General features: G+C 51.2%; 13 protein-coding genes. 2 read left to right on the forward strand and 11 right to left on the reverse strand.

Annotated elements, in window-relative coordinates; genetic code table 11:
• Positions 1–62: 62 nt before the first annotated feature.
• From H6F43_RS08045 to H6F43_RS08085, 9 genes are all read right to left on the reverse strand, one after another.
• Positions 63–527, reverse strand: a complete 465-nt coding sequence (locus tag H6F43_RS08045) for a hypothetical protein (RefSeq protein WP_190342281.1) — start codon at positions 525–527, stop codon at positions 63–65.
• Positions 528–609: 82 nt separating this feature from the next.
• Complete coding sequence (locus tag H6F43_RS08050) at positions 610–1,524, reverse strand: hypothetical protein (RefSeq protein ID WP_190342282.1); 915 nt, start codon at positions 1,522–1,524, stop codon at positions 610–612.
• A 686-nt stretch (positions 1,525–2,210) separates the two neighbouring features.
• A complete protein-coding gene (locus H6F43_RS08055; protein WP_190342283.1) occupies positions 2,211–3,320 on the reverse strand; it encodes an ABC transporter ATP-binding protein in 1,110 nt (369 codons plus the stop codon).
• A gap of 115 nt (positions 3,321–3,435) precedes the next feature.
• The gene (locus H6F43_RS08060; protein WP_190342284.1) at positions 3,436–4,320 is read right to left on the reverse strand and encodes a carbohydrate ABC transporter permease; all 885 of its coding nucleotides are present in this window, start codon (positions 4,318–4,320) and stop codon (positions 3,436–3,438) included.
• An 87-nt stretch (positions 4,321–4,407) separates the two neighbouring features.
• Positions 4,408–5,325, reverse strand: a complete 918-nt coding sequence (locus H6F43_RS08065) for a sugar ABC transporter permease (protein ID WP_190342285.1) — start codon at positions 5,323–5,325, stop codon at positions 4,408–4,410.
• A gap of 74 nt (positions 5,326–5,399) precedes the next feature.
• Positions 5,400–6,734, reverse strand: a complete 1,335-nt coding sequence (locus H6F43_RS08070) for an ABC transporter substrate-binding protein (RefSeq protein WP_190342286.1) — start codon at positions 6,732–6,734, stop codon at positions 5,400–5,402.
• A 471-nt stretch (positions 6,735–7,205) separates the two neighbouring features.
• Positions 7,206–7,553: a ribulose bisphosphate carboxylase small subunit gene (locus tag H6F43_RS08075; RefSeq protein ID WP_190342287.1), complete on the reverse strand. Its 348-nt coding sequence runs from the start codon at positions 7,551–7,553 to the stop codon at positions 7,206–7,208.
• An 84-nt stretch (positions 7,554–7,637) separates the two neighbouring features.
• Entirely contained in the window at positions 7,638–8,033 is a 396-nt protein-coding gene (locus H6F43_RS08080) for a chaperonin family protein RbcX (RefSeq protein WP_190342288.1), read from the reverse strand.
• A gap of 147 nt (positions 8,034–8,180) precedes the next feature.
• Complete coding sequence (locus tag H6F43_RS08085) at positions 8,181–9,611, reverse strand: form I ribulose bisphosphate carboxylase large subunit (RefSeq protein ID WP_190342289.1); 1,431 nt, start codon at positions 9,609–9,611, stop codon at positions 8,181–8,183.
• 388 nt (positions 9,612–9,999) lie between these two features.
• Between H6F43_RS08085 and H6F43_RS08090 the strand changes: the two genes are divergently transcribed.
• The gene (locus H6F43_RS08090; protein WP_190342290.1) at positions 10,000–10,998 is read left to right on the forward strand and encodes an endonuclease/exonuclease/phosphatase family protein; all 999 of its coding nucleotides are present in this window, start codon (positions 10,000–10,002) and stop codon (positions 10,996–10,998) included.
• A gap of 23 nt (positions 10,999–11,021) precedes the next feature.
• Here H6F43_RS08090 and H6F43_RS08095 read toward each other — a convergent pair whose 3' ends face one another.
• Together H6F43_RS08095 and H6F43_RS08100 are read right to left on the reverse strand one after the other, a co-directional pair.
• Positions 11,022–11,447, reverse strand: coding sequence for a response regulator (locus tag H6F43_RS08095; RefSeq protein ID WP_190342291.1), 426 nt, complete (start codon positions 11,445–11,447; stop codon positions 11,022–11,024).
• 253 nt (positions 11,448–11,700) lie between these two features.
• Complete coding sequence (locus tag H6F43_RS08100) at positions 11,701–13,077, reverse strand: CCA tRNA nucleotidyltransferase (RefSeq protein ID WP_242025426.1); 1,377 nt, start codon at positions 13,075–13,077, stop codon at positions 11,701–11,703.
• A 169-nt stretch (positions 13,078–13,246) separates the two neighbouring features.
• Between H6F43_RS08100 and H6F43_RS08105 the strand changes: the two genes are divergently transcribed.
• Positions 13,247–13,495, forward strand: a complete 249-nt coding sequence (locus tag H6F43_RS08105) for a Ycf34 family protein (protein WP_190342293.1) — start codon at positions 13,247–13,249, stop codon at positions 13,493–13,495.
• Positions 13,496–13,570 lie beyond the last annotated feature (75 nt).

A 13,570-nucleotide genomic window follows, 5' to 3' on the forward strand; every position in this document is an offset into this window, starting at 1 on the left:
ATAGCGGTTAGTTGATAGCAATGAGGAGAGAACTGATATTACCCGTTTGCACCTTCTGAGTGCTATTTGATCTGCTGCTCAATCTGCTGATACAGTGGGTTTTCTAGGCGATTTTTACCAGTCTGAAATAGCCAGCGCTCCAAAGTGCGATTTTGATCAACTAATCGCCTTAATTGACCATTTTTGTTTGCAATAACCAGTCCGTTTGAAATCGAGATTTCAGTATAATTCTCGGTTCGATCGCCTGATTTGGTCACGATCAAACCTCGATAGCCAAGCCCTTCTTTAACGTCACCTTCGCCAGACTCAGAAGGCAGTGCTTGCACTCGTTGAATTAACTGATCAGCTTCTGGTGGTGTCAGGGTCCACTGTGGGTTCGGTCTACCGCTAAATACATCCACTTCAACTTGCATCCTCTCACCTCCTGACGTGGGAACTGCGCATCCCAATATGGTCACGATCGCGAATGAAAAAACGACATGTTTCGCTCTTTCAAATATTGATTGTAGTGGATGTACGCGTTGCATGATTGTCTCTCCTAAGCGTCATTAGAATCAGAGGCAGCATCTATTTAAGTGTTGTAGCAGCTCCATCTGCTGGCTCAATTGCTTAATTTACCTTGATACTCTTTGGTCTGTAGAAGTATCCACAGAACTGGGTATAGCTGGGGAAGCCCGACGTGCGATCGCAGGTTTGAGGGTTGGTAATCAGGCGACCGCTGTTATCAACGTTCTTTGCAGAAGTACCGCCAGGTTTGTGTCCCCAAAAGCCTTCTTTGTGCGATCGATACCAGTGATAATCCACACCCGGAGCAACTACCATTGCAATTAGATAGCGAGGTTTTTCAGTATCCGGTAAGCAGTGATAGCGTTTGTGAGCACCATCAGAAAGAGCGGCGGCAGTCACCGAGGCGCAATCCATTGGATAGGGATAATTACCTGTTGCTCTACCAGGCTGAGCAAACGTATCAGTTCTGCGATTGGCGGCGTAGTTGTAACAGTTGTTTCGTCGAATGTGAGCCGGATCATTCCAAAAGTTTGGATTGAACGCTCCACGCTCGATGTAGCAAACTGCTTGCGCGATCGCCTCTTCATCGTTGACAGCACCTGATGTATCTAGTTCGCCTTGACTCTCTATTCTAGGAAAAGTTCCAAGATGATCTAATAGTTGGCGGCGAAGCGTTTCGTCGAAGTCAAAGAAACTGCCCAGTTCACTGACCCGAAGCTCGCTGTTCGACATTCCGGTAATTAGTCGTTCCGCTACTTCTAAGCCCTTTGATTCGTACAGTGACGCGCCGTTGGCAATTTGAAATGTCGTGGGCAAACTATCTGTCTCACTGACGTCATCCGAGAGAAGCTCTAGCGTGATGCCACGATATCCCAGCCCTTGATAGCCCGAACCTACTTCGGTAACAATGCCGCGATTGTTGTTAATCTCTTTAAGGATTGCTTGAGCCTCAGCTTCTTCTAAAACCCAGGACGGATTTGGACGACCAGAAAACAAATCAAGGGTCACTTTTAGCATGGGGTTATCTCCATTGAATGAGGATTGAAAAACTGACGCCACAACTAGATGAATAAACGTTCATCGTGATGTTTAGAAACCGATTTAAGTAACAGAAACAGACAGGCGCGCTTGAACCGAATAGTCGAGTAATTCGCTGCTATGAACTCGCTATCGTTAGGTTATTAATGTAGCTTTCTGGTGTGGCTCGATCGTTATGCTTGTGCTGAATTACTACATCACAACGTAATGCTGTAATAATTGAATTGATAGAACCGCGATCGGTTCAACAGTGCGAAACTATTGATTTTGCAAACTTCTCTAGCCGACACTACAATCAGTTCAACCTGCTATTTTATTTATGGCGTAACTAGATTTAGGATGGAACTGCTTCGACTGTAGCCTGCTCAATTACTGGTCAGCAGTACCCACGTGGGTGAATCAATTTACTTAGAATTTCACTCTTTTATCAACCGTCTTTCATCAACCGGTTAGCAACCCAACAGTCGATAATACCAATTCTCTAAATTCCAGCTACGGCTCAAACCACTAAAACGTAGATAAACTGGAGCTTCTGCAATTCCGAATTGCGAATTGCGAATTGAAATTACGAATTGGTATAAATCAGTTGAACAACTTGATAAATATCAGCAAAAAAATCCCCCCACTGTTGAGTGAGGGGAACTGGAATTAACGGTAGGGAGCGCTTAACGCCGGACGAGCGATTCACTTGCTGCACGTTGCCGCAAAGAATCTCCGGATTGGACATCAAACCAGTGCGTATCTTCCATTGGAACTGCGAGAGTAAGGTCGCGATCGTGCCAGTCCTGGTCAGGTGGCAGCAGTCCTCGGATGATGACAGGTTCGCCCTGCGAGTTAGCAATCCGCAGGCTGACCAAGCTGTGCATTCCCAAATTTTCTACCAAGAACACGCGACCCCGGACAGTAGTTGGCTCTCCAGCTTGCGCTAGCCGGACATGCTCTGGACGAAGCCCCAACACAATTTGGGGCGGCACGGTGGGCAGTGCATCGGGTAGCGGAATCCGGAAGTCGCCCAGCATGGCGTAGCGTCCCTGACAGGGCAGCGTCAGCAAGTTCATCTGAGGACTACCCACGAATCCTGCTACAAACTGATTAGCGGGTTGGGTGTAAATGCGTTCAGGCGAGTCTAGCTGCTGCACATAGCCGTTGTTGAGTACCGCTACTTTTGTCGAGAGCGTCATTGCCTCAGTCTGGTCGTGGGTGACATAGACCACTGGAGCCTTCTGAGACGCAAAGATCTGCTTCAGGTCTGCCCGCACCCGCTCTCGCAGCAGTGCATCCAGGTTGCTCAGCGGCTCATCTAGCAGAAACACATCAGAGCGACGCACCAGCGCTCGACCGACCGCAACCCGCTGCCGCTGTCCACCCGATAGCTGCCCCGGTTTGCGCTGCAATAAGCCATCTAGACCCAGCACTCGCGTTACGTCTGCCACCCGATGCTCGATTTCGTCATGTGGCACCCGCTTCAGCTTCAAACCCGCACGGAGGTTTTCCTCCACAGTCATGTGTGGGTAGAGCGCGTAGCTCTGGAACACCATTGAGATGTTGCGATCGCCTGGTCGCGTGTACGTGACATCGCGATCGCCGATCAGGATTTGTCCCCGCGTCGGCTCCTCTAGTCCAGCGATCATCCGCAGCACCGTCGATTTGCCGCAGCCGGACGGTCCTAACAGACTCAGAAACTCGCCATCGTTGATCGTTAAGCTGATATCCTTAACGGGAACAACTTTAGGACTAAAGGTTTTATTGAGGTTCTGGAGTAGAAGTCTAGCCATGGTTTTGATGTGAAAGAATGAGGAGTAATTTTGTTTGAATGATTTATTATGAATTTTGAATTATGAGTTTTGAATGATGCAGCTCAATTCTTAACTCATAACTTTCAATTCATAATTATCCTTTGACCGCGCCTGCCGTCAGACCTTGCACAATTTGGCGCTGGAAGAAGAGCACGAGCAGCACAAGCGGGATGGTGCCTACAACGGTGGCAGCCGCGATCGGACCGTAGGGAATTTCAAACGAGGAACTACCGCCAATTTGGGCAGAAGCAACCGGAATCGTTTTCATGCTTTCGTCCGTGATAAACGTCAGCGCGAAGATAAACTCATTCCAAGCAAAAATGAAGGTGAGAATTCCCGTCGTGACGAGTGCCGGAAGCGTCAGCGGCAGCACAATTTGGGTCAGCATTTGCCAGGTGTTATAGCCATCTACTCGGGCAGCATCTTCTAAATCTTTGGGCAGCTGTTCGTAGAAGCTCCGCATAACCAGAATCGTCAGCGGCAGGTTAATGGCAATGTAGGGAATAATCAGCGCCAGATAGTTGTTGCCTAGGTGAAACACCTGCACGATTTCCAGCAAGCCCTGAAGCAGCAAAATTCCCGGAAACAGCGTGATTAGAACCACAGCTGCCTGAACCAGTTTGCCACCCAAGGGGCGCAGTCGCGCTAGCGCATAAGCGGCGGGTGCCCCGATCGCCAAACACAGCAGCGTCGAGGTAATCGACACAAAGGCGCTATTTGCGATGTAGCGCAGAAACGGACGACGAGTGAATAACTCTACGTAGTGACTCAGCGTCAGCTGCCGCGGAAAGTACACGTTTGGGATGGCAGCAATGTCCCGATTCACCTTAAACGAGGTCAAAAGCTGCCACAGAATCGGCGCGAGGCAGAACAGAACGATCGCCACCACACCGAGCCAAAACAGAATTTGCTTCACAGAGAAGCGCGATCGTTTGGCAGGAGCGGGTTGAACGAGGCGGGGTTCGGAGAGAGTGGTCATGGCAGGGGAGGGTTAATTTTGAATTAGAAATTATGAATTTTGAATTCGGAATTAATTTGTCATTCAAAATTCATAATTCAAAATTGATTAAACGTCAGCGGCTTTGTGGCGGCGCGATCGCATCAGCAGAATGCTGCACAGGATAACGACAAGAGCAAGCAGTAGGAAGGTGACGACGATGAGAGCGGAGGCGTAGCCAAAGTCCAGATAGCGCATGGCGTTGGAGTAGATGTAGAGCGACACTACCTCAGTTGCGCCACCGGGACCGCCGCCCGTCATCACCTGAATCAGGTCGAAAATGCCAAAGGCTTGAGCAAAGCGGAACAGCGCCGCAATGATAATTTGCGGCAGCAGCATTGGCAGCGTAATTCGGTAGAAGCTCTGCCACGGCGTTGCGCCCTCTAGAGAGTAGGCTTCGTACAAGTCTTGGGAAATCGACTGTAGCCCCGCCAGCAGCAGAATGCTGATAAACGGCGTCGTTTTCCATACGTCGGCGAAAATCGCGGCAAGCATTGCGGTAAATGGCTGTCCGAGCCAGTTAACACCTGTGTCTGCAAGATTTAACCGCAGCAGAATGTCATTGGCAATGCCGTACTGGTCGTTAAAAATCCAGGTCCAGCCCAGGGCAATCAGCGCCGTCGGCAACGCCCAGGGAATAATGGCGATCGTCCGCACAAAGTTGCGTCCTGGAAATGAGCGGTTCAGCACCAGCGCGATCGCCAACCCCAATGCTAATTCCACCACCACAGACACGACGGTAAACACCGTTGTCGTGCGGAGGGTCTGCCAGAAGCGTCCATCACCCAGAATCCGCCCGTAGTTCTCCAGCCCCACAAACACCGGCTGCAACTCGGTTCCCAAATTTTGAGCAAACAGGCTCAGCCAAATGGAGCGTCCGATCGGGTAAGCAAACACCAGCAGCAGTACCAGCACCGCAGGCAAGAGTAGAAATAATCCAATGCGGCGTTCACGAGAGCGAATGGTATCGACCTTTGTAGCGTGCATGACTGAAACAGTGAGGAGTGAAGAGTGTTAGACCAATTCGGAATTCGCAATTCAAAATTGCAAACCACTAATAGCTATGCTCGTTTTGCTGCCTTTCCAGCTTCTAATAAGCGGCGAGTTTCTTGAGCAGCCGCTTGCATTGCTTGCTCTGGCGATCGCTGATTTGTCAGTGCCGCGCTCAGGTAGCGTTGCAGAATGTCGGAGGCTTGCGCATATTGGGCGATCGAGGGACGCAGCACCGCATTATCCGAGATTTCCAGCAGTTGCGGGTAGTGGCTATATTTTGCCGTCACATCAGGATCGGTAAACAGCGATCGACGACTGGGGACAAAGCCCGCCTCTGTAATAAATCGCTTCTGCGGCTCCTGACTCGTCATGAAGCGAATGGCTTGCAGCGCCTCTTTGGGATGACGGGTTGTTTTGGCAATTCCTAAACCCCAGCCGCCCAAACAGGAGCCACCATCGGTTCGCCCAACGGCTGGAACCATCGGCATAATGCCAACTTTTCCCTTCAAAGGAGAATCGTCTGCATTCGCCAGAGGCCACACATAGGGCCAGTTCCGCAGGAAAACAGCTTCGCCCGCTTGGAAAATTCGGCGTGTGTCTTCTTCGATGTACGTTGTGACGCCAGGAGGCGAGATGCCTTCGGTAATCGTGCTGCGAAGAAACTCAGCAGCGCGGATTGCTTCCGGTTTATCTAACCCAACTTCAAGCGTGTCTGGATTGACCCAGTATCCACCAAAGCCTTTCAGCGCTTCGACGAACACGGTAGCAAGCCCTTCGTATTGGCGACCCTGCCAAACGTAGCCCCAGCGAGCAGCGTTTTTGTCCTGAAGCGTCTTAGAGATTGTCACGATGTCTTCAAAGGTTTTGGGTGGCTCTAAGCCCGCTGCTTCCAAAAGATCTTTGCGATAGTAGAGCACGCCCGCGTCCGATCGCGTTGGCAAGCGATACAGTTTGTCCTGATATCGCCCGCTCTCTAAATCGTTCTGAGAAAATCCAGTTAGCTCTTGCTGAGGAACCTGACCCGTCAGGTCCATGAGCCAGCCTGCCGCTGCAAATTTGGGCGTCCAAACAACGTCCATGTTGATCAGGTCATAGGGCGAGTTGCCCAAGAGGAAGGCAGAGGAGTATAAGTCCTCGACCGCATTGGCGGCGTTGGGTCCTTCCAAAATCTCCACTCGAATGCCAGGGTTTTGCTGCTCAAACTCTTTGACTAATGTGTCTTTAAATGAGGCAACGTCCGGTGCCAGCATTAAGATCCGTAGCGTTACAGGTTGGGACAGAGCAGGCAGAATTATGAGGAGCGCCGCAGCAGCAAATGCACCGAATAAGCTGAGGTATCGAAAGAGCTTAGACCGTCGCCACCAAGCGCTCCAGGTTTGTTTAAAAGGCGAGAAAAATTTCATGGCTTGAGTCAGAAAAACAATGCCGCAGGGTTGGCTGTACGATCGCGCACAGCCAAGTTAAACACAGATGAAACCGAGTTTAGTAAGGCTCAGCCATTGACTAGAAGGAACGTCGGCTATCCACATCAATGCTGAGTTAAATTCAGTAGCTCTACTGCCAGAGGATCACAGCTAGAGACACCGAGAGTAAGTTTCAGCCTACTCTCCAGAATTCCTGAGAAACATCTTCCTCTAGAGCCATCTTAGATGAGATAATTGAAGGATTTAGTAATAAAACTAAACACGATTAAGATGAGTTGAAATTACTTAGCATTGCTTAGGAAAGCAGCTCCATAAGCGATCGCTGACTATAAAAAACCCTAAAGGTCTTATTAGTCCTAAACAATTTAGCCGTTCACTCTATACATTTGAATTCACAAAAAATAGGGTGAGCCCTAAAGCTCACCCTACTACAACCTAAAAGGCTAAGAACTAGTATCGGTAGTTACTGCCGCCTTGGTTAGGCTTGTGAACAATGAAGCTCATGACTTGGCACTGCTTCACGTTGTCAAATGCAACAACGCGGATGTAGCAGTGACCATACTCAGAACGGCACTGCTGCACTTCGTTCAGCACTTCTTGAGGGCTGCTGACGTTGAACAGAGGCAATTTCCACATGGTCCAGTAGTAGGTTTCTGCTGCAGAGTCTTCGTTAAACTCAACACAGGGGAAATAGCCGTTCTCGATCGTGTATTGAATCTGCCGAGCAATTTGCGCATCGCTAAGCGGAGGCAAATATGAAAACGTTTCGTAACGGCGCTCTTTGGGTAGGGTTTTCATTGATATCCTCGGTGTGTCTGATAGTTGACTGGGAAAAGCTATTAGCTAGTAGCCAATAGTTTCTAGCTGAAAGACGACTAAGAACTAATCGCTTTCATCCAAATTTGTTTCCGATTGAGACTCTGCACTAGGCGTTGTCAAATCGAGCTGCGTCATTCGCTCTAGCTGCTGACTGCGCTGCTGTAGGTTCGCTTGCTGAATTCCGGTGCGGAGCATTTCCGGCAGAAAATCTGCAATCTGCTCCGCAATATGCTCCCTCACCGTCAAGAGTCGAAACGCGAGTCGCTGCTCTTCCTGAAATAGAGCTTGCAAAAACGCTTCTCCATCCTGAATGCTGACCCGATACGAGAATTGACGTAGCCAATAAGCCCGTTTCGGTTCCGTCTCATCCAGCTGCGCTAGCACCACTCGCAACGCTTGATACGTCACGTAGCTCGTCAGCGTTTTGGTTGTATCTTTGGCAATCTGCTTCAGATCCATAGGAGTTTTGAACTCTGAATTTTGAATTCTGAATTTTGGTCCGGCTATTAGCTGTTAGCTCTTGACAACCAACTTTAATCATCTAGCAGCCAACAGCTAACGGCTAACAGCTAGCCAAACTCAAAACTCAAAACCCATAACTCCTTATCAAACCGTATCCACAGCCTCGAACTCGAACTTGATTTCCTTCCACAGTTCGCAAGCAGCAGCCAGTTCAGGCGACCAGCGAGCCGCTTCGCGGATGATGTCGCCACCTTCGCGCATCAGGTTACGACCTTCGTTGCGGGCTTGGACGCAGGCTTCTAGCGCTACACGGTTTGCGGTTGCGCCCGGAGCGTTACCCCAGGGGTGTCCAAGGGTGCCGCCACCAAATTGCAGCACGGAGTCATCGCCAAAGATGTCCACGAGTGCAGGCATGTGCCATACGTGGATACCACCCGATGCAACTGCCATTACGCCAGGCATCGACGCCCAGTCTTGCGTGAAGTAGATACCGCGAGAGCGGTCTTCTTCGATGTAGTTTTCGCGCAGCAGATCGATGAAACCAAGGGTGATTGCTTTGTCGCCTTCCAGTTTGCCCACGACCGTTCCTGTATGGATGTGGTCGCCGCCCGACATCCGCAGCGTTTTTGCCAACACGCGGAAGTGGATACCGTGGTTTTTCTGACGGTCAATCACCGCGTGCATTGCACGGTGAATGTGCAGCAGAACGCCGTTAGCGCGGCACCATTTTGCCAGCGTCGTGTTGGCGGTATAGCCCGCGGTCAGGAAGTCGTGCATGATGATGGGCATTTCCAGCTCTTTAGCGAACGCTGCCCGCTCCAGCATGTCCTCACAGGTTGCCGCTGTACAGTTGAGGTAGTGCCCTTTGATTTCGCCCGTTTCAGCCTGAGACTTATGAATCGCGTCTGCAACGAACAGGAAGCGATCGCGCCAGCGCTGGAACGGCTGAGAGTTAATGTTCTCGTCGTCCTTGGTGAAGTCTAGACCGCCACGCAGACACTCATACACGGCGCGACCGTAGTTCTTCGCAGACAGACCGAGCTTTGGCTTAATCGTGCAGCCCAGCAGCGGACGACCATACTTGTTGATCTTGTCGCGCTCAACTTGGATGCCGTGCGGCGGACCCTGGAAGGTCTTCAGGTAGGCAATGGGAATCCGAAGGTCTTCCAGACGCAGAGCTTTCAGGGCTTTGAAGCCGAACACGTTACCCACGATCGAGGTCAGCATGTTCGTGACAGAGCCTTCCTCGAACAGATCCAGGGGATAGGCAATGAAGCAGATGTATTGATTGTCTTCACCGGGAACGGGTTCGATGTCGTAGCAGCGACCCTTGTAGCGATCGAGGTCGGTCAGCAGGTCTGTCCACACCGTAGTCCAGGTTCCAGTCGAAGACTCGGCTGCTACCGCTGCTCCGGCTTCTTCTGGTGGCACACCGGGCTGTGGCGTCACGCGGAACGCCGCCAAAATGTCCGTGTCCTTCGGTGTGTAGTCGGGGGTGTAGTACGTCAACTTGTACTCTTTGACCCCGGCTTGATACCCAGCTTTGGTCTGGGTTCGAGTTTGAGCGTATGACATGTCTCCCTTCCTTTGTAATGCGTCGAAACTTTGCGATCGAAGCCTGTTCAGATTGCCCCAGAGAGCTTCCCTGCATTAATCTAAACCTTCGAAAAATGCCCTATGTCAGTGGGGGAAAGTTGCTACAACGGCTCCTGACGGAGTCCATACATCGCGATTGGCTTACCCTTGATGCGTAGGACGGGTTCTTAAAAATAATATCAGGATTGTCATAAGCGCAACTTCAGTTATTCTGTATAGTTAGATAAACATTGTTTATAAAATAAGTCGGAATTTAAATTCATTCTGCAGAGATCCCCAAGTTAGGTTAAGAAACCGCAAAGAAACCGGAGTGGCAGCGACAGAAATCGGGGTTTAGGGACAGTCCCCTAAATTGTTTCGTTTCATCATGCTGAAACTCGCTAGCTCGATCGTTGGCTCGATCGGCGTTCTTCTCGCCCTAAGCGGGCTGCTATTGGTCAGCTTGGGCAGCTATGTTGCTTGGGGCTTTCCTTGGGAGTTGCTGAGCCACTTCCGGGTTCAATATTTTGTAGCTTCCGTGCTGCTGTGTTTAGCGAGTCTGGCGCTGTGGCGGGTGGGATGGTTGAGACCAAAAGCACTGCTGCTGTTAGCGTTTGTGCTGGTTGGGCTGAATGCTGTGGAAGTAGTGCCGTGGTATTTGCCGCACTCGCAGCAAATTAGCAAGGTTGCAATTAAGCAAGCAGCGCTTACTTCTGTCCGAATCTTGGTGGCGAACGTGAACGGGAATAACGATCGCTACGCCCCAACCATTCAAATGGTGCGCGATGAAAAACCCGACGTGGCGCTATTTATCGAAATGAATCCCGACTGGGTGAATGAGCTGAACGCAGGCTTAAGCGATCTGCTGCCCTATAGATTGCCGGGTCAATCGGGCGGCTTATTGCTCATGAGTCGTCAGCCGCTGTCGCAGGTACAGGTCAACCCGCCCCTCGACGCTAGCTTGCCCACACTGTTACAGATCGGCGGCAAGCCCGTTCAGTTCATTGGCACGCATCCGATCGTGCCTGTTCGCAGAACCCTATTTCACAGACGCAATCAGCAGCTAGACAAACTGAGCCGCTACGTGAAAACGCTCGACGCGCCCACGATCGTCATCGGTGATTTTAATCTGACGCCTTGGTCGCCCTACTATCGCCGCTTTATTCAGCAAACGCGCCTGCACAATGCCAGTCTGGGATTTGGAGTTCTACCCACGTATCCCAGCCCTTCAACGCTAGTCAAAACACCCAAATGGCTGATTCCGCTGGTTCGAATTCCGATCGACCATTGCCTTGTTAGCAAACAGGTTAGAGTCTCAACTCTTCGCACGATCAGTCACGGGAATGCAGACCATGCGGCTGTGGTTGCTGAGCTAGTGCTGCGTTAGCGTGTGGAGCGATGCTAAACCGCCTAATTCCCGTCCCCAGCGCTTTGCTGAACCTCCAACGACTGCGGGATTAGGTCTGTAATTTCTGCAATCAGCTCATCTAAGTCCACGGGTTTTGACAGGTATTTCTGAAATCCCGCTGCCAGTGCATTCGCGCGGTCTTCCGGTCGCGCACCCGCTGTCACTGCGATCGCAGGTAGATGCCCGCCTCGCTCAGTCTCTTGACGTCTTACTTCCTGAATCAGAAAATAGCCGTCGGCATCGGGTAAGGTAATGTCACTTACAAGAATATCGAGCGACTGCTGCTTGATTACTACGAGTGCCGCTTGTACCGATTCCACGGCAACAACGCTGGCTCCTTCGCTCTGCAGTACATACGTCAGCAGGTCTCTAGAGTCATGATCGTCATCCACGATTAATATCCGTAGACCCATGAAGGCAGGATTCATTCCGTTAGTTTTCCCAGGTGTCTGTTGTTAATTACTCCCTAGATAGACGTTGAATCTATCATTGTACGGATGCAAAGACAATAAGTGATAGGTCAAGGGTAAAGAGCAAGAGGATTTTACGATCATACGATTCTGCAAACTGTCTGTAAGCCGAACCATCCGTAACAGAAAGCAGAATTTTGACAGTATCAACCCGTGATGAGAACTGTCTGTAGAAAAGCCGACATATGTCGGCTTTTCTACAGACAGTTGCTTACTTTGACGATCGCAGCGTTGGGTTCTCAGCACTCAGCACTCTTGCTAGCTGCAACGCTTCCGTGGCAGATGTGATGCTGCCTTCGGCTCTCGCAAGCTGAATCTCAGACAGTAAGTAGCCGATGTGCGGTCCGGCAGGAATCCTCAGCGCCACCATCAGATCTTTACCTGTGAGCAGTGGTGTAGGATGAGCTACCGGATCGTCGGGCGTTAGAAAGCGATGCATCAGCGGCACGATCGCCTCAAACGGCACCCCAGACGCGATCGCCAGCACCGCTACAGCAGGAAAGGTTGCTCCAACGTCCTGGAAAAAGCGAAACTGCTCCCGCAGCGACAGCGCGATCGTGGGATGTCCGCTGCCCGAAACCTGCACCGCTGCACAAAGCGACGGCAAAAACTTGAGCACGGTGCTTACTGCTTGAATCTCCGTGCGACTGTATTTTAAGTGGCGCAGCTGAAGCTCTGCCCGCGCGGGTGTGATGGGTAAGAGGCTCGCTAGTTTTGCTACCGTTAGCCACGATCGAGCTGACCCAGAGGCGCTGGTGTCGATCGGTTGCGCAGACTCAGTGGCTTTGGTGCTGCTGCGAAGACGGCTCGCAAGTTGGCTAGCGAATGCAGGCAGCGTTTCGTGAATTCTCGCAGCAGCCTGATCGATGACTGCTACGCGATTCAAGCTTTCTGCCATTGCATCGGGAAACCAGTCTTTCAGCAAACAGTCCTGCCACGCTGCCGTCAACCACGCCGTTCCTTTGAAGGTGCTAAGTAAATAGTTCAACTCCGACTGCACCCGCTCGGCAGCAATCCGACTCAGCAGCGGTGCCAGCTGCGGCACGAGGGCGCGAGTGTCAGTTTCCAGCGAAAAGCTAAGCTGAGCTGCTTGCCGATACGCTCGCAGCAGCCGCAGGGGATCTTCCCGCAGGTTCTCGGCTGACACCATGCGAATGACGTGCTTTTGCAGGTCTGCGTAACCGTGCAGTGGGTCAAGAATTTGATCGGTGTGCGGATTGTAGGCGATCGCGTTCACCGTAAAATCCCGCCGCCGTAAATCCGCTTCTAAGCTCGATCCTACCTGCTGGGCAAAATCGGCGGTTCCCTGCCTGAACACAACGCGGGCAATTTGACGATCGGCATCCAGCAGCACGAATCCTGCTTTATAGTGGCGGGCAATTGCCTGCGCGGTTTCCACCGACCCTACAGGCAACACAAAATCTAAATCAAGATACTCGCTGTGCCGCCCTAGTAGCGCATCTCGAACCGTGCCACCCACTAAGCAAGCAGACGATGGCAACCACTCCAGGCTGAAGGGCCATGTTTTGGGAGACAGCGCCGAGGGCACGGCGATCGCCGTTTTTGGTTCGTCTAACCGATGATTCAATCTTCCACCCAACTTCATTCATCACAAGCCTAACGTTGTCAACAAACTCCTGCCCAGCGCAATGAAAATCTACCCAGCAGCTACTCATTCGTTGACTCGCCTGAGCTAGAGTAGCAGAAAAGCATCTGGATTTTGTGGGTCCAGACTGTGAACGCACGGAGATTGTCCCATGTGTATTTGCGTCAACTGCCACTACGTCGATCGCTGCACGACCTATCATGCCGTCGAAACTCAGCATGAGCAGCCCCATTTAACTGAAAACCCCACCTTTGAAGCGACGGAACCGACCATCAACGTCAATATCCGCGATCGCCAAGACTATATTGAGATGGAATGGGATGTCGTTGGCTGCCTCAGCTTCAAGGCTGAGATGGGCAAATGGTCGCGCTTGCGTCCGGGTGAACTGGTGCCAACGTAAGGGAAATTATCGAGTTTGAATCATGAATGTTGAGTTGAGTGGCTAAATTCCAAACTCATCATGCAGAACTCACTG

Origin of the sequence: Leptolyngbya sp. FACHB-36, assembly GCF_014695955.1 — a bacterium.
In the GTDB taxonomy this organism is placed as follows: domain Bacteria; phylum Cyanobacteriota; class Cyanobacteriia; order Leptolyngbyales; family Leptolyngbyaceae; genus FACHB-36.